Raw genomic sequence first — 23943 nt, 5'->3', positions numbered from 1 at the left:
GTGAAAATCGAATCCTGGATCTTCTTGGGTGGAGTCTTCTTCTTCGCACCGGTAGCGGTCGTGTATGGCTACATGACCAACTGGAGCGAGTGGGTTGGCGTACTGGCCCTGCTGATGCTGGTGGGCCTGTCCGCAATGGTTGGTTGGTACCTGCTGTTCACCGCTAAGCGCGTTGGTGCTCGTCCCGAGGACCGCCTCGATGGCGAAATCCACGAGAACGCCGGCGAGATCGGCATGTTCTCCCCGTGGAGCTGGTGGCCGCTGGTATTGGCCGCAGCCGCTGCGATCTCCTTCCTCGGCCTGGCCGTGGGTTGGTGGGTCTTCTACATCGGCGCTGGCCTGGCCATCGTCGGTGTGACCGGCTGGGTCTACGAGTACAGCCGTGGCGATCACGCCCACTAAGTAAATTCCGGTAACGGGGTGGCAAGATAGTTCTTGCCACCCCGTTTCGGCATTTAACGCACTACGACAAGTCAGGTAAATCATGCGGAATGTACCTCAGCCACCGGTCACCGAAGGACTGGATCCGGAGAGTCCTCTGAGCAAGTACAAGCAGATCCGCGAGATCCTGAAAACGCATGCTCGTGAGGCCTGCCAGCCCGGATACCGGCTACCACCCGAACGTGAGCTGTCCGAGCACTTTGGCGTGGCCCGCAAGACCATTCGCCATGCCATTGACGCACTTGTCGACGAGCAGGTGCTCAAGCGCGTCGTGGGGATCGGGACCTTCGTGGTACCCGAAAAGATGGACCTCCGCGTCCGGCTACACTCCTACAGCGAAGACATGATGCGTCGTGGCATGGTGCCGGATGCACATGTGTTGAAGTTCGACACCATCAAGGCGTCCGGGCACTTGGCCGCTCAGTTGATGATCGAAGAGGGACAGCCCGTCGTACGCTTCAAGCGCCTCCTGCTGGCCGATGGCACACCCATGAGCCTTGACGAGAACTATATGCCCGCCGACCTCGTGCCGGGCTTTATCGACGGCCCTCCGCCGTCAAAGCTCTATCAGGCCCTTCATGAGCGTTATGGCCTGTTGCTGGAGTGGGGCGAAGATCAGGTCGAGAGTCGCGCCGCTAGCCACAGCCAGGCCGATCTGTTGGGTGTTGAGCCAGGTTTCCCCTTGCTGCAGATCACTCGCTACGCCTACATCGGCGAACGGCTGGCCGACTATTCCGTCTCGCTGTATCGTTCGGATCGCTATAAGCTCTTTGTGCCGCTACAGCGCCTCGGAACCGGTACGCCACGCTACTCGGACACCTTCTAACCTTCTGCACCCCGTAGAGAGCCGTCTAGAGCCTCTGGGCACGGGGGAGTAGGTCCTTCTGGCGTCGACCTATCTCGACAGCCGCTCGTGAGACTTCACAAACTGCCACGGGCACCAACGAGTGGGTGGTGCGCTGGTGTCTCCACGTACTTCTCGTATCGAGCGGCGGTAGGCAATGAGACTCCGGGGCGCGCGAGAAAGCCTAGGGCATACCAAATCGCTCTCATGAGAGGCTAGCGGTATGACAGAGCGTAAATTTGCCGAGTATCACTGGGAGCATCTGGAACGCGGCAGCACATTGGTGATTACGTTGAGCCGACCGGCCAACGTTCGCCTCATGGATCCCGAAAATTTCGCGGCTTTCGAAGATGGCGTCGAATACAGTGCGCGGGAATCAGTCGCACGTAAAGCGCCCTACCGGCTACGAGTACCCAGTTCTGGACCTTGGTTTCTCGTTGTTGATCTCGAAGGCCTTGGCGGGCCACTGGTGCGCCACTCGGTCGATGTCGAGCACCGGGCACGTCCTTCGCAGAGGCTCTAGTCGCTACACTCCCGGTGGCGTGGCGACCTAAGGAACCATGACGGCGTCAGAAGACCCGTAAACGGCTCCGCCGAGGGTCTGACACGTTTCTGTAGGGGAGTCGGGCTCGGTTGGCGTCAGCGGTTGGTGGACGCGAACTCGGAGGCAGCGGACTGCACAACCACGGATCGACAACCTTTCAGACCGACGTGCGATTCTGAATCACGTCCAGAGCATACAAAAGAGGGACCCGCAATGCGGGTCCCTCTCTTTGTGACTAATGCGGTGAGAGCTTAGCTCTCGAGCGACTCAGACTTATTGTCGCCCTCGACCTCGTGGTGGCCGTGTGCCGCGTGAGCGGCTTCCAGCTCGGACGGGGTCACCGGAGCAACACGATCTTCGAAGAAGAACTTCGAGATCTTCGCGCGACGCTTCTCCTTGCGGGAGATGTGGCCGGCTGCATCTGGTTCTGCCGGGATGTACTGACGATCGTTGAAGTTCGTCAGTACGTAACGGCGGTACACGTCGACCTGCTCGTGCTTCTCCGAGAAGCCGCCCTCCGGCGACATCTCGATGATGCCAGCCTCGCGGCCGTGCAGCACGATCTCGCGGTCCTTGCGCTGCAGCGACAGGCAAATACGGCGGGTCAGGAAGAACGCAACCACTGGACCAAGGAAGAACAGCGTACGCAACCAGTAGGTGACATCGTTCAGCGACACATGGAAGTGCGTCGCGATCAAGTCGGAGGATGCGGCAGCCCACATGACCGAGTAGAACACCACTCCAGCAGCGCCAACGGCGGTGCGGAACGGGGCGTTACGCGGACGATCCAGCAGGTGGTGCTCGCGGTTGTCCTTGGTGACCCAACGCTCGATCCACGGCCAAGCAAACATCACTGCGAACAAGGCACCGGCCGGAACCAGCGCGGGGAGCAACACGTTCAGGACCAGGGTGTTGTCACCCCACGGGAACGGAATAACCCATTCGAAGCTGAAGTTACCCAAGACACCTGGCATCAGACGCAGGGCGCCATCGACGAAGCCGATGTACCAGTCAGGCTGGGTACCGGCCGACACCGGCGACGGGTCGTAAGGGCCGTAGTTCCACACCGGGTTGATCTGGAACAGACCGGAGATCAGCGCGATGATGCCGAAGACGATGAAGAAGAAGCCACCGGCCTTCGCTGCGTACACCGGACCAACCGGGAAACCGACAACGTTGTTGTTGGTGCGGCCCGGGCCGGGGTACTGGGTGTGCTTGTGCACGACAACCATGAACAGGTGGATGGCAACCATCAGCAGGATCATGGCCGGAACGATCATGATGTGCAGCGAGTAGAGACGTGGAATCACGTGCTCGCCCGGGAACTCCCCACCGAAGAAGAACATCGACAGGTAGGTACCGACGATCGGCAGGGCCTTCATAACGCCGTCGATAATGCGCAGACCGTTACCGGACAGCAGATCATCAGGCAGCGAGTAGCCGGTGAAGCCGGCAGCCAGACCCAGGATGAGCAGGACGCCACCGACGATCCAGTTCAGTTCGCGCGGGCGTCGGAAGGCGCCGGTGAAGAAGACACGCAGCATGTGGACGGACACCGATGCGACAAACAGCAGCGCCGACCAGTGGTGGACCTGGCGCATGAACAGACCGCCGCGAACATCAAAGGAGATGTCCAGGGTCGAGGCCATGGCGGTGGACATGCCAACGCCCTTCATCGGCACGTAGCTACCGTTGTAGGTGACGTGAGCCATCGAAGGATCGAAGAAGAAGGTCAGGAAGGTGCCCGAGAGCAGCAGCAGTACGAAGGTGTACAGCGCTACTTCACCGAACATGAAGGACCAGTGATCCGGGAAGATCTTCCGGCCGAATTCCTTGACCATTGCGGACCCGCCAACGCGGGAGTCCACGAAGTCGGCAATGCGACCGGTCTTGGTTGCTGCCGTGTACTCAGTGGTATTTGCGGCCATGATTAACCACGCTCCCAGTAGCTCGGGCCAACCGGCTCATGGAAGTCGCTCTTGGCTACCAGGTAACCCTCGGCGTCAACCTCGATCGGCAACTGCGGAAGTGCGTGACCTGCCGGACCGAAGACAACCTTGCACTCGTTGGCGAGGTCGAAGGTCGACTGGTGGCACGGGCACAGCAGGTGGTGGGTGTGCTGCTCGTAAAGTGCAATCGGGCAACCCACGTGAGTGCAAATCTTGGAGTAAGCGACGATACCGTCAACGTTCCAGTCCTCGCGACCGGGGGAGACGTTCATCTCCTTCGGGTCCATGCGCATCAACAGAACGACGGCCTTAGCCTTTTCGTTCAGCGGCTGCTCGGCTTCGTTCAGACCCTCAGGAATAACGTGGAAGGCCGAACCGATCTGAACATCTGCGGCCTTGATCGGGGTTCCCGATGGGTCGCGAGTCAGACGCACGCCGGTGTCCCACATGGTGTGACGCAGGCTGTCGATCATCTCGCTAGCGGTGTTACCGGTGCGGTCAAGATCGCGGAACATGAAGATCGCCGGAATCGGAGCCAATGCAATGGCACCGATCAGGGTGTTGCGGATCAGCGGACGGCGCTTGATGCCCGACTCATCGAGCACGGTGTCGATGATCTCCTGAGCATCCTTGCGGTCTGCTTCCGAACGGATTTCGTGACGCTCTTCCACCAGCTCGTGGTCCGGCATCAGGGTCTTAGCCCAGTGCACAATGCCGATACCGATGCCGAGCATGGCAAAGGCGGTACCAAGGCCCAACGCGGCGTTCTGCACACGCAACTCGGCGAAGCTCATATCGCCCAGCTGACCCAGCACAAAGTAGGCAACGAAGAAGAACAGCGTGCCGATGATGGAGATGGTAAATAGCAGCGCTACCTGGCGCTCGTGTCGCTTGGCTGCGCGCGGATCGCGATCTGCGAGACGCGGACGGTGTGGGGGTAGGCCCGGATCCGGGAAACGGTCCTGAGCCACATCGTCAGCCTTAGCAACGGTGCCCGAGTCTTCGGGACTGCCGTGACTATGGTCGCCCATGTTTCTCTCTCATCCTTCTCTTAGGAATTTTCGTACGTAGTGATGTCGCGGCTCTAACACCGCGGGCGCCTTAGGAAGGACGCGAGGTCAGCCAGATGGTGAAGGCGATAACGATTCCCAGACCAGCGGTCCAGATAAACAGACCCTCAGCCACAGGACCCAACGAACCCAATGCGGCACCACCGGCGGAACCATTAGCTTCAATGGTCTTCAGGAAGGTGATCACGTCACGCTTCTCGGTCGGGGTGATGTTCGAGTCGTTGAACACCGGCATGTTCTGCGGGCCGGTCGCCATGGCTTCGTAAATGTGCTTCTCTTCGACACCAGTTAGCGTCGGCGCGAACTTACCGCGGGTCAACGCACCACCAGCAGCGGCAGCGTTGTGGCACATGGCGCAGTTCACGCGGAAGACGGTGCCACCGTGTGCAGCGTCGCCCTCGGAAGTGTCGAGGTACTGCTCGTCGGGGATGGCCGGGCCGGCTCCGAGGCTAGCTACGTAAGCAGCCAACTGGGAGATCTGCTCGTCGTCGAACTGAACCGGCTTGACCTGAGCCTGTGGGCCCTGCATCTGCATCGGCATACGGCCGGTGCCGACCTGGAAGTCAACGGCTGCGGCACCAACGCCGATCAGCGACGGACCATCGTTGGTCCCTTCGGCGTTCTTGCCGTGGCAAGTGGCACAGTTGGCAACGAAGAGCTTGCCGCCTTCCTCAATATCGCTCTGCGAAGCGGTGCTAGTTTCCGCCGCCTTCGCTTCCTGGATATTTCCCGCTGCGGTGTAGAGACTGCCGGTGATAAGCAATCCGAACAACAGCAGAGCCACAGCGGCGAGCGGGTGGCGGCGCTTTTTGGAAAGAGCCTTCACTTGCTGGTTCCTCACTTTGTCTTGGTGTGGTGTTGCCCTACTTCTATGGAGGCAACCGATGAATATTTGTTGCCTACTTCAAGAAGTAGATGATCACGAACAGCGCGATCCACACGACGTCAACGAAGTGCCAGTAGTAGGACACAACGATGCCGCCGGTTGCCTCGAAGTGACCGAACTTTTTGGCGAGCATGGCACGGCCAATGATCAGCAAGAAGGCGATAAGGCCACCGAGCACGTGCATGCCGTGGAAGCCGGTGGTCATGTAGAAGGCAGAACCGTAGGAGTTCGAGTTCAGGGCAATACCGTGGTGAACCAGTTCGGTGTATTCATAGGCCTGCACGGCAACAAAGATCGCGCCAAGGATGAAGGTGAGAATGAACCATTCGATCATTCCCCATTCCTTAACGTTGAAGACGCCGCCACTACGGCGGGCCTTGAACTCTTCGGCGCGGAAAACGCCAAGCTGGCAGCTGAAGGAGCTGGACACCAGGATGATGGTGTTGATCAGCGCGAACGGTACGTTCAACTTCGCGGTTTCAGTCGCCCACATTTCTGGGGCGGCCGCACGAAGGCTGAAATACATGGCAAAAAGCGCGGCGAAGAACATGAGCTCGCTCGAGAGCCATACCATCGTTCCCACCGACACCATGTTTGGGCGGTTCGGCGCATGGTGCGCCGTCGTATTTGGGGCATGAGTCGCAGTTGTCACACTGACATTATGTCTCTAAACGGCCTACATATACCAATGCAAAACCGGCGTGACAGAGGTTTTCTACGCCACATAGAGCCCAGAGCCGCGGAAACACGGGGAAGTTGGCTCGAAAGTCTTTCTACAATTCGTAGAGCGCCTTACGGCGCGTCATACTCCCGCACCACTTAGGCAACGAATTTGTTACCTATTTCCGGGTGTTTTCAGGTGACCTGCGCCCTAGATTTTTCCTTCGTGACACGCAATGAAGTGGAAGCGTAGCCCATGCCCTCGATACGCTTACAACGTGTCAACGACAGCTCAAAATGAAAAGTTCCCAACCTGGCCAAACCTTTTGTCGGCCGTGATTTCCGGCCGGGATCTCACGCGCGCGGAGGCCGCTTGGGCAATGGGCCAAATCATGACCGGGCAAGCCAGCGATGTACAGATCGCAGGTCTACTGGTCGGACTGCGCTCCAAGGGCGAGACGGTTGATGAATTGACCGGTCTGGTCGACTCCATGGTCGAGAACGCAAGACCCTTGTACATCGAAGAACAAACTCTAGACATTGTAGGCACCGGTGGCGACCGGCAGAACACCGTGAATATTTCGACGATGTCCACGCTGGTCTGCGCCGGAGCCGGCATCAAGATCGTTAAACACGGCAATCGAGCATCTTCCTCGTCGTCCGGGTCCGCCGATGTCCTCGAAGCGCTCAATGTACGGCTCGATGTACCCGTCGAGCGGCTTTCGGAAGTATTCGACGAAGTGGGAATCGCCTTTTGCTTTGCGAACGTATTCCATCCCTCGATGCGACACGTTGCCGGCGCCCGCAGGGAACTGCGAGTTCCGACTGCCTTTAACTTCATGGGACCCCTGACAAATCCGGCACTTCCCAACGCCTCAGCCATTGGCTGCTCCGACCTGCGCATGGCGCCCATCATGGCCGGCGTTCTGGCCCAGCGCGGTGTCCGCGGTCTTGTATTCCGGGGTGACGACGGACTTGATGAAATGACGACCACCGCGGCCAACCGTGTCTGGGAAGTGCGCAACGGGAAGGTCGAAGAATTCGCCTTTGATGCGCGTGACATTGGCCTTGAGCGGGCAACGCTCGATGACTTGCGCGGGGGAGAAGCCGCAGCAAACGCCCAAGTAGTTCGGGATATTATTCAGGGCGCCCACGGTCCGGTCCGCGACGCCGTACTGCTGAACTCCGCCGCCGGCATCGTCGCGTTTGAAGATTCCGCGGACCAGCCATTCCAGCAACGAATGGAATCGGCCCTGAAGCGCGCGGCACATTCAATCGACTCCGGCGCCGCAGGCGAAACGCTACAACGGTGGGCCAATAGCACCACTCGAATTGTCGGATAGTACGCCGTACGCAGAACAACGGGGGCGGAACATCGTTTGATGTTCCGCCCCCGTTGTTCTGCACCTAAAGACTAGTCGTCAAGACCCAACGAGAAGGCTGCTTCCAGGTCATGAGCTGAATACGCGCGGAAGGCAATATGCGTCTGGGTGCCGCGAATTCCGGGGATCTTTGAGAGCTTGTTGGCAATCACTTCGGCCAGATCTTCGTGCCGGGTTACGCGCGCCACGGCAATAAGGTCCCAGTCGCCAGCGACTGAGTAGACCTCGCTGATCCCCTCGATCTCCGAAATTTGCTGCGCACACTCGGGAATACTGTCGGTGGCGGTCTGGATCATCACGAATGCGGTGACCACTATGGGTACCTCCAAGGTCTCTCTTTGGGCAATCTTCCTTTGATCACGAGTCTAGTCCAGTGGATTGGCGTACAGAAAGCACAAAACTCTAAGTGCGTAGCACACAATACAAATATAAAACCTTGTAATCAGGAATACAATGTTTTAACCTTGTTGAATGATCGTCTTGACTATTGACCAGCGTCACTCGCGCAGCTCGGAAGATAAGGTTGCCGAGTTAATAGATCGCGCTAACTCTACGGTGTCACACATTCGGCCCTTTCAGCGGACCGCCGGCGATGAAGTTCAGGCCGTGCTCGACAATTCACTTGAAGCGGTGCGTCTTGCCGTCATGCTTGCAGCATCCGGCGACTGGAGCGTAGGGCTAGGATATGGCTCAGTTGAAGAACCGCTACCCAGTGAAACACGTGCCGGGCGTGGTCTTGCTTTTGAGTACGCGCGAGATGCTGTGGAACGCGCCAAACATTCCTCTGGACACCTCGCCGTGGCAGGGGCAACGGGGGAGTCGGAACGTCTCGAAGCCGAACTTCAGCTACTGTCGAATATCGTCGCGAAACGCCGCTCCACAGCATGGGATGCCGGTACCTTGTTGGACCAGGGCTATACCCAAGCCGAAGCGGCCGAGAAACTAGGTATCAGTCAACAGGCCGTGTCTTCGCGCGTGGCGGCCGCCCTGTGGTTCGAATGTCAGCGACTTATGGAGCACGCAGCCACAGCACTGGACGAAGAACTTAAGAAGCTAGAAAAGGAATAAGGAATGCTCGTTCTGTCGTTCATCGCACTTGTTCTAGGCACAGCCGCTGGTGGCGGGGCCTTCGCCCTTGAGGCGCCAAAACGCCTGCGCCTGAAGAGACTTCTTACCGTGCTTGCTTTGGCTCTAGGTGCGCTCAGTGGCATCTTTGCAATTATCGGAGGTGCGACGTCGGGGGAGCAGGACCATTCGTGGATGCCAGCTCCGTGGATTATTGGTATGACGGGGCTCTATGCGGTTTTATGCGGTGGACCGTTCACCGAAGCCGTTTTTGCTCGCGCACGTACCGAACATGCCGGCGAAACTGACAGAGACCCATCGCCGCTGAAGGGAGGACTCTGGATCGGCCTTCTCGAACGTACGGCCATCATCGTTTCCCTGTGGGCAGGCTGGCCCGAAGGAATCGCGGTCGTCATGGCCATCAAGGGACTCGGTCGCTTCGCTGAACTGAAGGACACCGTTGCCGCCGAGCAATTTATCCTAGGTACTTTTTCAAGCGGACTCACCGCGCTTGCTGGTTACGGACTAGGCGTTGCCCTGCTGGGTCAGCCGCTTGTGCAGTAATTTGGTCAGCACACGGCGACCGAGCAAGAACACACCGAGCACAATGGTGGCAACGATAATAAAAGGAAGCGCTGCTGTGCTTCCGAATAGCAGACGCAAGGCAATACCGAAGGCAACCGTGCCGATCCAGACGAGGACGCCGGCGGGCCAGATCTTGTTGATGCTAAACCATGGCCGTGAAAGCAACGCCATAACTAGGTAAGCCAAGAGGAATGGGGCAGCAGTCCCTAGAATTCCAGCGAGGGATAGTCCATGTTCATGTTCGCGTCGGCCGAGCGCCGCGAACAGAATAATGAGCACTAGGTCAATAATGAGGTAGGTAATCCAACGCGCGGGCTTCTCAGACATACTATCCATCGTAGTTCACCGGGTGTCAGGTACTTTGCCACCAGAGCGGCCCGAATAAGTCACAACCACCAGGGAAGTTAGTGCTTTCAGTACCATTGCTCGCGTCGTCGCCGACGGTCACCCTACAGATGTAGCACTGGTGGAATTCACTCGTACGACCAAAGCAGTTAGCTAGGTGCAGGTCCAACGTATCGGCCATGAGGTCGTAACCGCATGGGAGCGTATTCGCATTCGTTCATCATGTGGGCTATCCAGCCAACAGAACGCGAAATAGCGAAGATTGCCGTACCTGCATCGTGCGGCATGCCCTCAATGAGCAGTAGGGCAGCCAGAGCCAAGTCAATATTAGGCTGGAGCTGCATGCGATTCGACATAAAATCTGACAGCGAATCAACTGTCGCAAGAACTGGCGAGTCCGGAACCTCACGTTGGAGGACGTCCAAAAGGATTTGGGCGCGCGGGTCGCCTTCTGGGTACAGCGCATGGCCGAATCCTGGGACTCTCCCGCTACTTGCAGCCATGAATTTTGCCAGAGCTTGATCCGGAGAAGGACATTCAATCGCGAGATTGATCAATTCTGCAGCCTCGTGGCTAGCATTACCGTGAAGCTCGGAATCCATCGCACCCATAGCGCTCGAGAGAACCCCGTAGACCGTCGCTCGCGCAGAAGCAGCGGCCCGCGCGGCCAAAGTGGAAATAGCTAGATCGTGGTCAACTAGTAGAATTAACGCTGCATCTAGCGCGCGGATACCAGCCGAATGCGACTCATGAGTCGAACCGAATGCACGTCGTAGCCCGCTAGCGATACTTCCTGAATCGGGATGCAAATTATTCACCTGCGCGTCGTCCTGGCGAGCATAGTTCAAGGCCCCGACGATTCCAGCCAGTATCCTTGCACCCAGCCCAGTCACATTCTCTCGTGTTGCATAACGCAGGGGATCGGTCGCGCCAAGCGCCAAGACTGCTGTCGATACTTTGTCCAAGGTCGAAGCGAAACGAGGCAAGGCAGCTACTACATTTCCAGCCATTCGAACGTCGCTAATGTCGACTGTAAATTTCTCCGGGGCTCGTAATTCTCCGCTCCAGAGCCAGTGAGCGACGGATTCGAACGCGTGCTGGGTGGCGAGCTCGGTGACTGGAACGCCTCGAAAGTAGAGCTCGCCATCTAGGACATGGGAAATATCAGTATCCAGAACCATTAGCGGTACCCCGTGCGCAGAATACCGCGTCCCATCCATCTGCGTAACTGAAGAAACCGGGTGTCGTCTCCGCCGTTGGGCGAACTCTTCGACCTCTAGAGAATCGAGTGTCGATCCATTACTTGATCTCTGGCTACGCAGCAGGCCACGAGAAATATAAGCGTAAACAGTTGCTGGTTTCACGTTTAGTCGGATCGCCGTTTGCCCCACAGTAAGTCGCGGAATATCTCCCATTTTGGCTCCTTACTTGACTGAATCAACATTGATGAACCTAGCATCAATCTTGATACTGGGGAACATGTGGAAACCCTCGAGGCCCTCGCGTAGGTGCTTGTCTGCTTCATCGCCCCACAAGGGCGTCAATGCGCATCTGCGTAGTACCTACGTATGGCTATCGATTGCGAACGGGGCGACTACGCAAGGCGTCTTCTTTCTTCTTGCCGCCCTCGCGGTTTTAAGGGCAGAGGACCCTCTGGCCGTGGGCTTGCAGTTAACTGCACAATCATTCCCCGCGCTGGTTTTGTTGTTGCTCATTCGTAGCTCAAAGTCCCGCTTCAACTTCCGATCAGCACTTGTCGCGAGCCTTTGGCTTCAAGGCGCAAGTGCGATTAGTTTTGGTGTCATTTCGCTCTTAGTGGGCTATAACTTCAACGTGGCCTTGGTCGTGAGCTTGATCTATGCGACTGCTTCGACCGTGCAGACGCCAGGTCGTAGAACGATAACCGCCGATCTTCATCCTGAACGCCAACGTCGCCGGGCTATGTCACTCATCACCGCGTACAGCAATGGCGCTCGTTTGGCAGCTCCGCTGCTGGCAGGATTGGCTTTGGCTTCCGGGCTCTGGCAGGTCTGGCTCATAATTGACGGGGTTGTTTGTCTTGCCGCTGCTGCACTTTCTACTCGGGCCATCAAGGTGCTCAGAGTTCTGCATCCACAGGCGCTGGATACCGGGGGAGAAGCTGACCAAATCCAGATTCTAGGCAACCGGAACGTCAGAATGTTTCTAGTCGCCTTCTCTTTTGTCTGTGCGTTTGGATTCAACATTCAAGTCATTGCACCCCTAGCCGCTCGCGATCTTCTTGATGGGGTCGAGGGATATGCGGGCTTGATTGTCTCAGCGCATACACTTGGTTCACTGCTAGGCGCGATGGTTGTCGCACGAGCCGAGTTTTACCTCAGGAGTTGCTACGCCGGGGGCAGCGTATTGCTTGGCCTCGGTTTAATTGCCTTTCTCTTTCCCTCGAGCCTTACCGAAGCCACGATTCTGGTTAGTTCTTTCGTTGCCGGAGTAGGTCGCGGACTTGCCTTGACGTCGTCATCAACTATGGCGACCACTTGGGGACAATCGTCCGGCTTTAGGGAAAGACTCATTGCTCTGACTTCAGTCATATTCACCGCCAGCAATCTTGTTAGCGCTGGCATCATCAGCTTCACCTTGTCGCTAGGTGGGTCAACGCTAACCATTTTGGTATGTGGCGCAGGTTCAGTCGTAGCAGGAGCCATCGCATTCTTCATTGCTCCCGTATGGGACGCTCGAAACTAAAGAGATGGTCTGGTAAAAATGTCGACGCACTACGACGTGACTGGGGCGGCGTTAGTGAAGATAGGCGGTGCAGACGAATGCGCCGGGGTAGTGCAAAGAATCCACTACTTTACATAATGTAGATTATCGGCTCTTTGATGACCTGCTGATAATCAGGGGTTTGAGCTAGTTGGTATCTGGCTACGAAGCATCATCGAGTTCCATGCGCAGACGACGGCGTGCCATGTCTACAACGCTCTCAATGAAGTCTCGCAGCTGGTCGTCGTGCAGTTCGTAGATCACGTGCCGTCCATCTTTGTGCGAACGCAGAACTCCAGCTGTTCGTAAGCGAGTCATTAGTTGGCTGGCTACGTTGGTGCTCACGCCGCATTGCTGGGCTAAGTCGCTAAGCGTGCATTCACCTTGGCACAGCGCCCAGAGCATCTGTAGGCGCATCGGATCTGACAACGTACCCAATATGCCGGAAGCCATCTCAAGCTCGTCGCTAGCGAGGAATTGCATCTCGGCATCGTTGTTACCCTGCGTCATGATCATCACGCCCCGTATCACCGTTGACCGTTTATTCCGGAGGCACCACTTGGGCCCTGAGGATGCTTCCCATTATGAGCGCCTCGCCACGGAATGCAACCATTGCGGCACTTCCCCGTCGCTGACACGGCGAAACTTATTACTTTACATAATATGCGTCAGTGTGGTGTTCGCCCTGAAATCAGAAATACTAGATCTATGAGCAGTCAATCCTCGAGGTCATCTCAGCTTCGCGATCAGGTCGAACGCCTGGTCTCCGAAGCTACCGACGATATTGTGCCCATCGTGCAATTAGGGCATCCAGCGCTTCGCCAGAACGCCGAGCCTTACGACGGCCAGCTACCCGATGACCTACTGAGCGAATTCCTCCGCGTCATGCGTCACACGATGCACCACGCCCCAGGTGTCGGTCTCGCCGCTCCCCAAGTTGGTATATCCCTGCAGATTGCGGTGCTAGAAGACCAGTACGCACTTGATCCAGCCATCGCCGCGGACCGGGAACGCGAACCGTTGGAGTACCTCGAAATCTTTAATCCGTCGTACTCCCCGGCGGGTGATCGCACCGCCAGCTTCTTTGAAGGTTGCCTGTCCTTTACCGGCTTTCAGGCCGTAGTCACGCGTCCGGCCGACATCGAAACGTCGTTTAGCGATGCCTCTGGCACCAAGATCCAGCGATCCTTCAGCGGCTGGCAAGCACGAATTTTCCAGCATGAGACCGATCATTTGGCCGGCACCGTCTACATCGACCGTGCCGAGACACGCTCACTGATCGGGCAAGGCGAACTGTCGCGCTACCCGGGTCTACATGTCGATGCTGCACGCAAGGTTCTGGGCTTCTAGGTGCGCGCAACGATTGATATCTACTGTCCGATCTGCCAGGCAGAACTCCACATTCTGGAAGGTTCGCGAGCCACGTTGGCCTGCGATGCGAACCATCGTTTCGATCCAGCTAAGCAGGGATACTACAACTTCCTCACCGGGGCTGGCACCAAATTCCTCGAGGATACTGCGCCCATGGTGGCCGCCCGTGAACGATTCCAAGCCACCGGGCACTACTCCCCCTTGGCTCAGGAATTGATCGAGCGTGCGCGTGCGATTCCGGCGTCGCCGCCTAGCAATATTGTGGATGCCGGCGCCGGCACCGGCTATTACCTCGGTGAAATCCTCCAGGCCAACGCCTTGCCCGAGGCTTCGGCCTTGGCGCTAGATATCTCGCGCTACGCCATGCGACGCGCCGCGAAGCTTCCGAAGACCACGGCCGTCGTCTGGGATCTCTGGCGTCGCCTTCCGGCCACGGATGGCTCGTGCGACCTTGTACTGAACTGTTTCGCCCCGCACAACCCTGCGGAGTTCGCCCGCGTTCTGCGACCCACGGGACGCTGCATCGTGGTCACCGGCCTGCCCGATCATCTCCAAGAGGTCCGCGAACCCCTGGGCATGCTCGGCATTGGCGGCAACAAACGCGACCAGTTGTTGGAGAAGTTCTCCCCCGCTGGCCTCGAATTGCTCGATGAGAAGCACCTCCGCCACGAATTTTCCGCTACCCAACAACAACTGGCAGACCTGGCATTCATGGGTCCGGCAGGGCACCATCAAGCGTTGTCCGACCTTGAGCAGATCGCCGCCGGATTGGGCCCGCAAACCGTCACCGCGGCCTTTGGCATTTATGTTTTCGGGCATCGTTCGTGAAATATACGCCCAAATAGGTACGCGGTTTCGCGTATTCGTGCGGCAGAATAGGACGCAAAGCCACATCGGTGGCATAGCACGTCCCTGATTGAAGGTGGAGGCCATGACAGCGGCTGAATGGATCATAAATAACGCATGGATTGTGTGGCTTGCGCTCTTTTTATTGCTGGCCATTATCGAGATGATCTCGCTGGATCTTTACTTCATCATGCTCGGCGTCGGAGCACTCGGCGGTGTCGTTACCGCCCTACTCAACGGGGAAATCTGGTTGCAAGTCGTGATCTTCGGCGTGGTATCGCTGTTGATGATCTTGTTTATCAGGCCAATTGCCGTGCGGCACCTACGTAAGTCCCCGGAGGGGTTCCGAACCAACGTCGATCGTTTGATCGGCAAGGACGCACTGGTTTTGGAGCCAACCTCGCGCATCTCCGGTAGCGCAAAAATCGTCGGGGAAATTTGGACCGCCCGCGCCGAAACCAACGCCCCGGTGATGAATCCGGGCAGTTACGCCGTAGTGGCCCGCATCGAAGGTGCTACGGCCTACCTCGTACCGGCGCCCACCGAGGAAATCTAGAACGACCACAGACCATAACTATCACCCAGCACATGGAAAGAGGTAACGAGCATGCCAGATAACTTTGGCTTGACGATCGTGCTCATTGTCCTGGCGATCTTCGTGATCGTAGTGTTGCTCCGTAGCGTCCGTATCGTGCCGCAGGCACGTGCTGGCATTGTGGAACGACTAGGCAAATACAACCGCACGCTCAACCCCGGATTGACACTGCTGATCCCCTTCGTGGATCGACTGCTGCCGATGCTGGACCTCCGCGAACAGGTCGTATCCTTCCCGCCACAGCCGGTGATCACCGAGGATAACCTCGTGGTCTCCATTGACACCGTGGTCTACTTCCAGATCACCGAGCCTCGCGCTGCGACCTATGAAATCGCCAACTACATTCAAGCGGTCGAACAGCTGACCACCACCACCTTGCGTAACGTGGTCGGTGGACTGAACCTGGAAGAGGCCCTGACCAGCCGCGACCAGATCAACGGTCAGCTGCGCGGCGTGCTCGATGAGGCCACCGGCAAGTGGGGCATCCGCGTCTCCCGCGTGGAGCTCAAGGCGATTGATCCTCCAATGTCCATCCAGGACTCGATGGAGAAGCAGATGCGCGCCGAGCGTGATCGTCGTGCGGCCATCCTGACCGCCGAGGGTACCAAGCAGTCCGATATTCTCACCGCCGAAGGTGAACGCCAGGCCGCGATCCTCAAGGCCGAAGGCGATGCTCAGGCCTCGATCCTGCGTGCAGACGGTGAAGCCCAGGCGATTCAGAAGGTGTTCGACGCGATCCATGCTGGTCGTCCCGACTCCGAGCTGCTGGCCTACCAGTACCTGCAGACGCTCCCGAAGCTGGCCGATGGTTCGAGCAACAAGCTCTGGATCATCCCCAGCGAGCTGGGTGAGGCGCTCAAGGGCATTGGCGGCGCATTGGGTGGCCCGTTGGCCAACCAGCCCGATGCCGGCTCCCCCTCCGGCACCCACAAGGCCGAGGAGATCTAAGTCTCGTTCATCTTCGAACCGAGCTAGCTAAGTGGCGGTGCGCCCCGAACGGTGCACCGCCACTTACGCGTATAATAAATGTTTTGACGTGTCAGGGCGCAGCGGAATGTTTCCCCGCTGCCATGCGTTGACACTATAGCCACTACGTCGAACCATCGCGGAGGAAAAACATGAGCGATCGCAGCCTTCGAGGCATGCGCCTGGGTGCACAGAGCATGGAATCCGAGGCAGGTGTAGAGCCCGCTGCCCGTCAGCGTGTGGAATACCGCTGCGAGGACGGCGAACGCGTCTTCGTAGTCTTCGCGGCCGAGGCCGAGGTGCCCGCCACGTGGACCACTAAGACCGGCAAGGAAGCCCACCTGGTGCATGGTGAGGCCAAGGCCGACGAGGAGTCCACGGATAAGCCGATCCGTACCCACTGGGATATGCTCCTCGAGCGTCGCAGCGAGGAAGAGCTCGAGAAGATCCTTGCCGACCGGCTAACCCAGCTACGCGCATCGCGCGGCGAAGCGGTCTAAGCACCCGGCGACGTGCGGCCCGACCAGGGCCACTAACGCCAAAAGACCGGCGGTTGTCCCCCAACTGGGGGCGCGACCGCCGGTCTTTTTCGTTGCCGGCTTGGGCTAGCGCGACTTCTTGGTCAACTTGTTCCAGCGGGCGCTAAGACCCCAGCGGGTCACGTTGAGCATGGCTTCCACGACGATATTGCCGCTCATCTTCGAATCCCCCAGTTCGCGCTCGACGAAGGTCACCGGTACCTCGGTGATTTTCTTGCCCAGCATGGCCACGCGGAAGGTCATATCGACCTGGAATCCGTAGCCGCGCGATTCGATGGCGTCAAAGTCGATGGCTTCAAGGGTGGAACGCTTGAAGGCACGGTAGCCGGCGGTGATATCGCGTAGCGGCAGTCCCAGCATGGTGCGCGCGTAGAAGCTGCCACCACGGGAGATGATCTTGCGCAATAGCGGCCAGTTCACCACTTCCCCACCCTTGACCCAGCGCGAGCCGATAACGAGGTCGGCGCCGGCCTCGCTGGCCTCCAGGAGGCGTGGGAGCTGCTCGGGCATATGCGAGCCATCGGCATCCATTTCGACCAGCACGTCATAGTCGCGCTCGAGGGCCCAGCGGAATCCGGCAATGTACGCTGCGCCCAGGCCCTCCTTGCCGGTGCGGTGCAACACGTGGATTGCCGAGTCCTCGGCGGCCATGTTCTCCGCCAGGTCACCGGTGCCGTCTGGCGAGTTGTCATCGACGATCAAGACATCCGAGTCCGGCACCGCCTGACGCAGGCGTCCGACGGTAATGGGCAACGATTCAAGCTCGTTATAGGTCGGAATGATCGTAACGACGCGCACGCGGCGGCACCTTTCATGGTCTACAACATAGGACGATGGCCCCTAACGGGCCGACGGGGGTTACCCAAACCCACAGTATATCCACTCTCAGGGCCTAAGAGGTGTTCCGGACGCAGCGATCCCCGGTGACTTCGGCCCTATTTCTGTGCACCGCGAACGGCGTGAAATGTTATCTAATGTCACCGGGGATCGACTATCGAGTAGCACGCGGGTGCCGGAAGAGCTCCGGTTGCAACGTGCCGCTTCCCCCAAGCCTAGTGGCTACCCCACCGGTCCTGTCAACCAGAGAATGACCACCAATTTTCGATAAAACTACAGATCAAATGCTCGTTTATCGACCGTTTCAAAAACTTGGAAGATTGTCTAGACTATGGGCTTCGCCGCTGCAGGTAGCTGATCGTAAAGCGTTACACCTTCGCGAACGGTGCGTAGACACTGCGGGATTTCCTCGTCGAGCACCGGGAGCATCGGCGTTCCCGCACGGGCATCGGTGCTCCACGAGCTAATACGTGTGTCGGGCGTTTGCACGGCCAATTCGGAGGCCGCCCAGATCGCGAAGGTCGCCGGCGCACCGATCAGCAGCTGTCCGGCCATGGGGTTCATCTCCCCCAGCGCCCGGTAGGCCGAGCGTGTTTGGGCAATGAACGCGGCACGCGCCGAGATGCGTCCTGCCGCATTGTTCAGCTGCATCGCCGCGCGGACGTTTTTCCAGCCATCGACTTCACAGACCGGAGCATCGGAACCGATGACCAGCGGAATCCCGTCGGAAAGTAGCGCCGCAAGGTTGTTCATCGACTCGGCGCGGTCGCCGAGCCGAGTGGCGTACATGCCCTCGGGCTGTCCCCAGTAGGCATCGAATAAGGGCTGCGCGGACACGGTCAGTCCGAGGGCGAGCATCCGCTGGCGCTGCGCCGCATCGAGCATTTCGGCGTGCTCCACCACGTGGCGTCCGGCCTGTACCCGTCCGAGGCCTACCCGTTGTGCCGCGAGCTCAAATCCTTCGAGCAGCTCATCCATGGCCGCGTCACCGATCACATGAAAACCGGTGCGGATCCCAGCTTCGGCGCAGGCAACCACATGATCGGCGATCCGTGCGGAGGTGAGCATCAGCTCGCCGCGTTGCCCGGCGGCGTCGGCGTAGTCCGCATGCAGGAAGGCGGTGCGGCTGCCCAGAGAGCCATCGACACGCAGGTCCCCACCGAGCCCAAGCACACGCGGGGAATCGAACTGGGCCAGGACGCTCTGGGCTTCCGCGGCACTGGAGACGGCCTGACCCCAATAGGCGTAGACGGCCGGTAGCTGCGGGTCGGTGTCACCCAGGAGCTGCTTGAGCTGCTCGGCTCCCTCAATGTGCGGAGCGGCCATTTCCACCACCGCGGCATACCCCTTGGCGGCATAGTGCTTCAACGCCGTGTGCGCCGCGCTGTCGGCCACCGGGTGGGCGGCCAATACCGCGGCCCGCACGCGATCATGCGTCGTGCCCTGCACCAATCCCGGGCTCACGTCGTCCAGGCCCAGCTGCTCGAGCAGGTCCGCGTCCACCAAGGCGCTGTGCACGTCGCGACGCAGCAGGTAGCACCCGCGCCCGGCGGCCGCGACGGAAAGCTGCGCCGGCGTCGGTAGCCCACCTGCGCTCCACTGGGTGTCATCCCAACCGTGGGCCATCACCGGGCCGGTGGCACCGGCGGCCAGCTCAGCCACGCGTTGCAACAGCTCCTCGGCACTACGCACCGATTCCAGCGAGCCGCCCTCGAGTTGCCGGCCGAGGCCGGCCAGATGCGTGTGAGCGTCAACGAAGGCGGGGGTGATCAGCGCTCCGGCGAGGTCGATCACCTCGCTGACGCGTTCGGCCTGGGCATCGGCGGCCTCCTCGGAGCCCAGCCATGCGATCGTCGCACCGTCGACCACCATGGCGGTGGCGAACGGGTCGGCCTGCGAGTAGATGGAGCCATTGCGGTACAGAATGGTGCTCATTGACCTGTTACCTTTCTACGTCGGTGGACACCGCGGTTAGTTCAGCACGTTCGAGTAGGCGATAACCCCGCGTTTGAGCAGATCCACGGCACGTGAAGAGTTCTTGACGAGCCGGGCGGGCAATTGCGGGTTCTGTGCGAACTGTTCGAGGGTGTCAATCACCTGTTTGGCCCAGCGCACGAAGTCGCCGGGAGCCATTTCGGTGCCGCGCAACGCGTTGTTCAGCGTTGCGCCCTTAGCCCATTTGAAAATCGGCCAAATGAGCCCTGATTCCGGTGGAGTGGTCGGCTCTAGACGCATTTCCTCTTCTAGGTCCGAGAGCTTCCCCCAAGCATTGATGGACAGGTGCCAAAGCTGGTTGAGCTTCTCCGTGGGCATTTTCGGGTCCGGTCGATCCGATTCCCGTCGGCCTTGGAAGACCAAGGAGGCCACCGCGGCGCACAACTCCTCCGGGCTCAACCCGTTGAGCTGACCGGATTCCAGCACCTGGCTGATCAGCAGGTCGCGTTCCCCGTAAATGCGGCGCAGCCGGCGACCGGCGTCGGTCATGGTGAACTCGTCACCCTCGCCGGGAAGCAGATACTCGAGACGCTCGAGCACCTGGCAGACCCGGTCGAACTGCTGGGCGATGGTGTTCGTCCGGCCACGGATATTGCGCCGCAGCTTGTCGGTTTCCTTTTTCAGCTTCCAGTAGCGGTCGGCCCAGCGCATATGCTCGGCACGATCATTACAACCGTGGCAGGGATGGTCCCGCAGGGCTTGTTCCAGCTGTTGCGCCTCGTTCAGGAAGCCCTCATCGCCGTAGTTGAAGCCCTGGGCGTCCAGTCGCGGTGGACGGTGCTCGTAGATGGCATTGCGGAGTGCCGAGGCCAGGTCGCGGCGTTCCTTGGGTGTTTTGCCGGTAAAGGACTTAGGAACCTTGACGCGCGAGATGATCTCCAACGGCCCGCTGAGATCGGCCAGCGACAGCCGGCGCAGGCGTCCTTCCTCGGTGAGGATGGTGTGGCGTGGATCGTGCAGGGAGTCGTCGACGGCGATAATGACCGCCCGGCCCATCTTCCGGTTCCCCGATAGGTCCACCACATCGCCACGGATCACCGACGCCATGGACTTTTGGGCCGCATTGCGTCGTTCGACCCGCCGATTGCGCGCGGCAAGCTTTTGCGCGGCGGCCAGTTCGCGCTGCAGCTTCACATACTCGGAGAAGTCACCCAGATGGCAGGACATTGCCTTGCGGTAGCCTTCGAGGGATTCCTCGCGGCTGCGCACCTGACGGGCCATACCGACCACCGAGTGGTCGGCCTGGTACTGCGCGAAGGAGGATTCGAGAATCGCCCGGGTCTGCTCGCGTCCGAACTGTGCCAACAGGTTCGTGGACATGTTGTAGGTCGGGCGGAATGAGGAGTGCAGCGGGTAGGTACGCTTCGAGGCCAGGCCCGCCAGTTCTTCGGGCTCCATCTCCGGGTTCCACAACACCAGCGAATGGCCTTCGACATCAATGCCGCGGCGTCCGGCTCGCCCGGTGAGCTGGGTATACTCCCCCGGCGTAATCTGCACGTGGGTTTCGCCGTTGAACTTCACCAGCTTCTCCAGCACCACGGTGCGCGCTGGCATATTCACGCCCAGGGCCAGAGTTTCGGTCGCGAAAACCACCTTGAGCAGATTGCGAGCGAACAGGTCTTCGACGATCTCCTTGAAGATCGGCAGCAGCCCGGCGTGGTGTGAGGCAATGCCGCGGAGCAAGCCATCGCGCCATGCCCAGTACTCCAAAACTTCCAGGTCTTCGCTGGGAATCTGGTGGGCCACGGCATCGAGCGCAGCAGAAATCTGCGCGGCTTCTTCATTAGTGGTCAATCGCAGGTCTGCGTAGGCGCATTGTTGCACCGCCATATCGCAGCCCTTGCGCGAGAAAATAAAGAAGATTGCCGGCAGCAGGCCATGGTGATCCAGTGAGCGGATGACCTCGGCGCGGCTCACCCTGCGCTGTCCGGCTCCGGCCGCGCGACGGGGCGGGCCGCCGCGTTTCCCGCGTGGCACACGGGCCGGGGCACGAAGGTTCCGGGCGAGCTTGCGCAGTTCGGGATTGACCGTGGCATTCGGTGCTTGGGCGCCGGCGACCTCGTCGAAGGCGACATCTTCGGCAAAGAGATCCACGATCGATCCGCCGACCATCACGTGCTGGAACAGCGGGACGGGTCGGTGCTCGGAGACGACGATGTCGGTTTTGCCGCGCACCGTGTCGAGCCAGCCGCCAAATTCCTCAGCGTTCGAGACCGTGGCCGAGAGCGCGACCATCTGCACGTTCATCGGCAGATGGATGATGACCTCTTCCCAGACCGCGCCCCGGAATTTATCGGCCAGATAGTGCACTTCGTCCATGATCACGTAGCCCAGCCCGTCGAGGGTCGGCGAATCGGCGTACAGCATATTGCGTAGCACCTCGGTGGTCATAACCACAATCTGCGCTTCGCTATTGATCGAGGTATCCCCGGTGAGCAGACCGACGCGTTTGGCCCCGTAGCGGGTCACCAGTTCCGCGTACTTCTGGTTGCTCAGCGCCTTGATGGGGGTGGTGTAGAAGGCCTTGCGGTTCTCCCGTTGAGCCTGGAAGATCGCGTACTCGCCCACCACGGTTTTTCCGGCGCCGGTAGGCGCGGCGACCAGCACGGAGTGCCCGGCGGCCACGCTACGGCAGGCCTCGGCTTGGAAATCGTCGAGATCGAAGGAAAGGCTGGCTCGAAAATCCGGCAGCGGCGTTTCCGCTTCCACCGCTCGGGCCTTAGATAACGCGTAGCGTTCGGCGGGTGAAGTCACCGGGGTCCTTTGCTCGGTTGGGTACTGATTACCACCTGGCACCACACCGGTGTCGGCGGCGATTACTTGAGATCGTCGATTTCGCTATGGCCGGAGGCGGCCATCCGCTCGTTTTCGGCTTCCTGCGCCTTGAGCTTCTTGGCTCGTTTCTTGTCGTTGAGCACACAGAAGATGGTGGCCGCCGCGAAGGTCACGAAGAGCGGTCCGGCTAGCGCGAACATGGTAATCATATCGCCGCCCGGGGCAGCCATGGCCGCTACCAAAGCGATGAGGAACACCGTAATACGCCAGTTCTTCAAGATGAGCTTGGAAGAGAGCACCCCGACCATATTCAGCCCGACCATCAGCACCGGAACCAGCATGGCCAAGCCAAAGGCGAGCAATAACCGGAAGATAAAGGGCAGATACGTGTCGATCGTGAACAGCGTGTCGGAGTTCTCCGGCGCCAGGCCGATGAAGAACTTCAGTGCGAAAGGCAACACGAAGTAGGCCATGGCCACGCCGCCGAGGAACAGCGGCACGGCGACGGCGGCAAAGGCGTAGCCCAGTTTGCGCTCGTTGCTCTTCAGCCCCGGGACGATAAACGCCCAGATCTGGTAGATCCACACCGGGGAGGAGAGCACGAGACCGACGAAGAGAGCGACCTTGAGCAGGATGTCGAAGGGCGACATCACGGCGGTGAAGTTGACCGAACCACCGGCATCCTTCACCGGTTCGATGAGCAACGCCAGCAGGTCGTCGTAAACGAAGAAGCCGACGATCGTGCACAGGGCGAGGGCGATCAGCGACTTGAAGAGTCGATTTCGCGCCTCGATGAGATGCTCTTTGAGAGACATCCGCCCTTCGGCGTTTTTAGGTCGCTTAGGCCGCTTGGTTTTGTTGGTGTTCTTTGCCACGGATAGAGATTACGAGTTCTTCTTCTCGTCGTCGTTCTTAGGCTCAACGACCGAGCCGTCAATGGTCTCCGATGCTGCCGGATCGTCGTCCTTCATCTGGCGCACCTCGGACTTGAAGATGCGAAGCGACTGTCCCATCGACCGGGCCAAGCCCGGAAGCTTCGGCGCGCCGAAGAGCAGCAGCGCCAACACAATAATGATGACTAGGTGCCATCCCTGCAAACCACCCATGTGGATTACCCCCTACTAATGTCTACTTAAAGTCTACGTCAAACAGGCCGAGGTCATTCATGTTCTGAGCTTGTCCCCGCTCACGTCGACGGGCCACTCGGCGTTCGCGTCGGGCCTCGATCCGCTCGGCCTTACCCTTTTCGAGTTTCTTGCGAATCTTCTTCGGATCACCATGGGTGGCCTTGGTACCCGAGGGGTAACGGCGGGTGCGCGGGGCGTACTCGACGACGGTGCCTTCGGCCGCGAGCTGCTCACCGAATTGGGTAGTGGCCGTCCCAAGATCGTCGAGGACCTTCATGAAGCGCCGGAAGAGCCACACCCCTGCCAGTACCACCAGTAGCAGGGTCGCCAAGATCAGCACCAGCCACAGCAGCACCCAAAACCACCAGGGAAGCATTCA

At 59.3% G+C, this 23943-nt stretch carries 26 protein-coding genes; 12 read left to right on the top strand and 14 right to left on the bottom strand.

The window, feature by feature from the left end:
* From ACYU0X_RS08880 to ACYU0X_RS08870, 3 genes are all read left to right on the top strand, one after another.
* Positions 1-402, top strand: a complete 402-nt coding sequence (locus tag ACYU0X_RS08880; RefSeq protein WP_309407141.1) for a cytochrome c oxidase subunit 4 — start codon at positions 1-3, stop codon at positions 400-402.
* An 82-nt stretch (positions 403-484) separates the two neighbouring features.
* Positions 485-1267 carry a GntR family transcriptional regulator gene (locus tag ACYU0X_RS08875; RefSeq protein WP_461900274.1) on the top strand — a complete coding sequence of 261 codons (783 nt, stop codon included), beginning with the start codon at positions 485-487 and terminating at the stop codon, positions 1265-1267.
* 241 nt (positions 1268-1508) lie between these two features.
* The gene (locus ACYU0X_RS08870) at positions 1509-1808 is read left to right on the top strand and encodes a DUF1883 domain-containing protein (RefSeq protein ID WP_461900273.1); all 300 of its coding nucleotides are present in this window, start codon (positions 1509-1511) and stop codon (positions 1806-1808) included.
* Between the two features lie 272 nt (positions 1809-2080).
* Here ACYU0X_RS08870 and qcrB read toward each other — a convergent pair whose 3' ends face one another.
* The 4 genes from qcrB to ctaE form a co-directional block, all read right to left on the bottom strand.
* The gene (qcrB, locus tag ACYU0X_RS08865) at positions 2081-3760 is read right to left on the bottom strand and encodes a cytochrome bc1 complex cytochrome b subunit (protein WP_461902796.1); all 1680 of its coding nucleotides are present in this window, start codon (positions 3758-3760) and stop codon (positions 2081-2083) included.
* Entirely contained in the window at positions 3760-4809 is a 1050-nt protein-coding gene (gene qcrA / locus ACYU0X_RS08860; protein WP_461900271.1) for a cytochrome bc1 complex Rieske iron-sulfur subunit, read from the bottom strand. Before qcrA ends, qcrB begins: the two co-directional genes overlap by 1 nt.
* 70 nt (positions 4810-4879) lie before the next feature.
* On the bottom strand, positions 4880-5674 hold the full coding sequence (qcrC, locus tag ACYU0X_RS08855; RefSeq protein WP_309407151.1) for a cytochrome bc1 complex diheme cytochrome c subunit: 795 nt from the start codon (positions 5672-5674) through the stop codon (positions 4880-4882).
* 73 nt (positions 5675-5747) lie between these two features.
* The gene (gene ctaE, locus ACYU0X_RS08850; protein ID WP_309407153.1) at positions 5748-6386 is read right to left on the bottom strand and encodes an aa3-type cytochrome oxidase subunit III; all 639 of its coding nucleotides are present in this window, start codon (positions 6384-6386) and stop codon (positions 5748-5750) included.
* A 286-nt stretch (positions 6387-6672) separates the two neighbouring features.
* Here ctaE and trpD point away from each other — a divergent pair, with 286 nt between their 5' ends.
* Positions 6673-7737, top strand: coding sequence for an anthranilate phosphoribosyltransferase (gene trpD, locus ACYU0X_RS08845; RefSeq protein WP_461900268.1), 1065 nt, complete (start codon positions 6673-6675; stop codon positions 7735-7737).
* Between the two features lie 71 nt (positions 7738-7808).
* Here the strand turns inward: trpD and ACYU0X_RS08840 are convergent, their stop codons facing one another.
* Entirely contained in the window at positions 7809-8090 is a 282-nt protein-coding gene (locus ACYU0X_RS08840) for an Lrp/AsnC family transcriptional regulator (protein WP_309407156.1), read from the bottom strand.
* Positions 8091-8247: 157 nt separating this feature from the next.
* Here ACYU0X_RS08840 and ACYU0X_RS08835 point away from each other — a divergent pair, with 157 nt between their 5' ends.
* Positions 8248-8844: a hypothetical protein gene (locus ACYU0X_RS08835; RefSeq protein ID WP_461900266.1), complete on the top strand. Its 597-nt coding sequence runs from the start codon at positions 8248-8250 to the stop codon at positions 8842-8844.
* Between the two features lie 3 nt (positions 8845-8847).
* Entirely contained in the window at positions 8848-9405 is a 558-nt protein-coding gene (locus tag ACYU0X_RS08830; protein WP_461900265.1) for a hypothetical protein, read from the top strand.
* On the opposite strand, the gene ACYU0X_RS08825 is transcribed toward ACYU0X_RS08830, so the two are convergent.
* Positions 9367-9753 (bottom strand): DUF3054 domain-containing protein, encoded by a 387-nt coding sequence (locus ACYU0X_RS08825; protein ID WP_461900263.1) that lies wholly within the window; start codon positions 9751-9753, stop codon positions 9367-9369. The two genes, ACYU0X_RS08830 and ACYU0X_RS08825, sit on opposite strands and share 39 nt — an antisense overlap.
* Before the next feature lie 167 nt (positions 9754-9920).
* Positions 9921-11186, bottom strand: coding sequence for a citrate synthase (locus tag ACYU0X_RS08820; protein WP_461900261.1), 1266 nt, complete (start codon positions 11184-11186; stop codon positions 9921-9923).
* Between the two features lie 97 nt (positions 11187-11283).
* Here ACYU0X_RS08820 and ACYU0X_RS08815 point away from each other — a divergent pair, with 97 nt between their 5' ends.
* A complete protein-coding gene (locus ACYU0X_RS08815) occupies positions 11284-12495 on the top strand; it encodes an MFS transporter (protein WP_461900260.1) in 1212 nt (403 codons plus the stop codon).
* 180 nt (positions 12496-12675) lie between these two features.
* Here the strand turns inward: ACYU0X_RS08815 and ACYU0X_RS08810 are convergent, their stop codons facing one another.
* Positions 12676-13023 carry an ArsR/SmtB family transcription factor gene (locus ACYU0X_RS08810; RefSeq protein WP_461900258.1) on the bottom strand — a complete coding sequence of 116 codons (348 nt, stop codon included), beginning with the start codon at positions 13021-13023 and terminating at the stop codon, positions 12676-12678.
* Positions 13024-13221: 198 nt separating this feature from the next.
* On the opposite strand from ACYU0X_RS08810, the gene ACYU0X_RS08805 reads away from it, so the two are divergent.
* The 5 genes from ACYU0X_RS08805 to ACYU0X_RS08785 all read left to right on the top strand — a co-directional run bounded on the left by ACYU0X_RS08805 (position 13222) and on the right by ACYU0X_RS08785 (position 16791).
* A complete protein-coding gene (locus ACYU0X_RS08805) occupies positions 13222-13863 on the top strand; it encodes a peptide deformylase (protein WP_461900256.1) in 642 nt (213 codons plus the stop codon).
* Complete coding sequence (locus ACYU0X_RS08800) at positions 13864-14712, top strand: putative RNA methyltransferase (RefSeq protein ID WP_461900255.1); 849 nt, start codon at positions 13864-13866, stop codon at positions 14710-14712.
* Positions 14713-14815: 103 nt separating this feature from the next.
* Positions 14816-15286 (top strand): NfeD family protein, encoded by a 471-nt coding sequence (locus tag ACYU0X_RS08795; RefSeq protein ID WP_461900254.1) that lies wholly within the window; start codon positions 14816-14818, stop codon positions 15284-15286.
* Between the two features lie 51 nt (positions 15287-15337).
* Positions 15338-16273 carry an SPFH domain-containing protein gene (locus tag ACYU0X_RS08790; protein ID WP_418906633.1) on the top strand — a complete coding sequence of 312 codons (936 nt, stop codon included), beginning with the start codon at positions 15338-15340 and terminating at the stop codon, positions 16271-16273.
* 170 nt (positions 16274-16443) lie between these two features.
* Positions 16444-16791 (top strand): RNA polymerase-binding protein RbpA, encoded by a 348-nt coding sequence (locus ACYU0X_RS08785; RefSeq protein ID WP_309407176.1) that lies wholly within the window; start codon positions 16444-16446, stop codon positions 16789-16791.
* Positions 16792-16896: 105 nt separating this feature from the next.
* Here ACYU0X_RS08785 and ACYU0X_RS08780 read toward each other — a convergent pair whose 3' ends face one another.
* The 6 genes from ACYU0X_RS08780 to ACYU0X_RS08755 all read right to left on the bottom strand — a co-directional run bounded on the left by ACYU0X_RS08780 (position 16897) and on the right by ACYU0X_RS08755 (position 23940).
* Complete coding sequence (locus ACYU0X_RS08780; protein ID WP_309407178.1) at positions 16897-17628, bottom strand: polyprenol monophosphomannose synthase; 732 nt, start codon at positions 17626-17628, stop codon at positions 16897-16899.
* 363 nt (positions 17629-17991) lie between these two features.
* Positions 17992-19602, bottom strand: a complete 1611-nt coding sequence (locus ACYU0X_RS08775; protein ID WP_461900253.1) for an amidohydrolase — start codon at positions 19600-19602, stop codon at positions 17992-17994.
* A gap of 36 nt (positions 19603-19638) precedes the next feature.
* On the bottom strand, positions 19639-22416 hold the full coding sequence (locus tag ACYU0X_RS08770) for a DEAD/DEAH box helicase (protein ID WP_461900252.1): 2778 nt from the start codon (positions 22414-22416) through the stop codon (positions 19639-19641).
* Between the two features lie 62 nt (positions 22417-22478).
* Positions 22479-23312: a twin-arginine translocase subunit TatC gene (gene tatC / locus ACYU0X_RS08765; protein ID WP_418906628.1), complete on the bottom strand. Its 834-nt coding sequence runs from the start codon at positions 23310-23312 to the stop codon at positions 22479-22481.
* A gap of 9 nt (positions 23313-23321) precedes the next feature.
* On the bottom strand, positions 23322-23543 hold the full coding sequence (gene tatA, locus ACYU0X_RS08760; protein WP_309407186.1) for a Sec-independent protein translocase subunit TatA: 222 nt from the start codon (positions 23541-23543) through the stop codon (positions 23322-23324).
* Positions 23544-23565: 22 nt separating this feature from the next.
* Positions 23566-23940 (bottom strand): hypothetical protein, encoded by a 375-nt coding sequence (locus ACYU0X_RS08755; RefSeq protein ID WP_309407187.1) that lies wholly within the window; start codon positions 23938-23940, stop codon positions 23566-23568.
* Positions 23941-23943: the final 3 nt, after the last annotated feature.

It is taken from the genome of Glutamicibacter sp. X7, assembly GCF_054889245.1.
The sequence above is the reverse complement of the archived record's forward strand: the minus strand, read 5'-3'. Positions and strand labels throughout refer to the sequence as shown.

What these genes read in the sequence shown, in the direction of transcription:
- ACYU0X_RS08875 (WP_461900274.1), top strand. Translation starts at nt 485, where the DNA reads ATGCGGAATGTACCTCAGCCACCGGTCACCGAAGGACTGGATCCGGAG.
- ACYU0X_RS08870 (WP_461900273.1), top strand. Translation starts at nt 1,509, where the DNA reads ATGACAGAGCGTAAATTTGCCGAGTATCACTGGGAGCATCTGGAACGC.
- qcrA (WP_461900271.1), bottom strand. Translation starts at nt 4,809, where the DNA reads ATGGGCGACCATAGTCACGGCAGTCCCGAAGACTCGGGCACCGTTGCT.
- ACYU0X_RS08835 (WP_461900266.1), top strand. Translation starts at nt 8,248, where the DNA reads ATGATCGTCTTGACTATTGACCAGCGTCACTCGCGCAGCTCGGAAGAT.
- ACYU0X_RS08830 (WP_461900265.1), top strand. Translation starts at nt 8,848, where the DNA reads ATGCTCGTTCTGTCGTTCATCGCACTTGTTCTAGGCACAGCCGCTGGT.
- ACYU0X_RS08825 (WP_461900263.1), bottom strand. Translation starts at nt 9,753, where the DNA reads ATGTCTGAGAAGCCCGCGCGTTGGATTACCTACCTCATTATTGACCTA.
- ACYU0X_RS08820 (WP_461900261.1), bottom strand. Translation starts at nt 11,186, where the DNA reads ATGGGAGATATTCCGCGACTTACTGTGGGGCAAACGGCGATCCGACTA.
- ACYU0X_RS08810 (WP_461900258.1), bottom strand. Translation starts at nt 13,023, where the DNA reads ATGACGCAGGGTAACAACGATGCCGAGATGCAATTCCTCGCTAGCGAC.
- ACYU0X_RS08805 (WP_461900256.1), top strand. Translation starts at nt 13,222, where the DNA reads ATGAGCAGTCAATCCTCGAGGTCATCTCAGCTTCGCGATCAGGTCGAA.
- ACYU0X_RS08795 (WP_461900254.1), top strand. Translation starts at nt 14,816, where the DNA reads ATGACAGCGGCTGAATGGATCATAAATAACGCATGGATTGTGTGGCTT.
- ACYU0X_RS08790 (WP_418906633.1), top strand. Translation starts at nt 15,338, where the DNA reads ATGCCAGATAACTTTGGCTTGACGATCGTGCTCATTGTCCTGGCGATC.
- ACYU0X_RS08785 (WP_309407176.1), top strand. Translation starts at nt 16,444, where the DNA reads ATGAGCGATCGCAGCCTTCGAGGCATGCGCCTGGGTGCACAGAGCATG.
- ACYU0X_RS08775 (WP_461900253.1), bottom strand. Translation starts at nt 19,602, where the DNA reads ATGAGCACCATTCTGTACCGCAATGGCTCCATCTACTCGCAGGCCGAC.
- tatA (WP_309407186.1), bottom strand. Translation starts at nt 23,543, where the DNA reads ATGGGTGGTTTGCAGGGATGGCACCTAGTCATCATTATTGTGTTGGCG.
- ACYU0X_RS08755 (WP_309407187.1), bottom strand. Translation starts at nt 23,940, where the DNA reads ATGCTTCCCTGGTGGTTTTGGGTGCTGCTGTGGCTGGTGCTGATCTTG.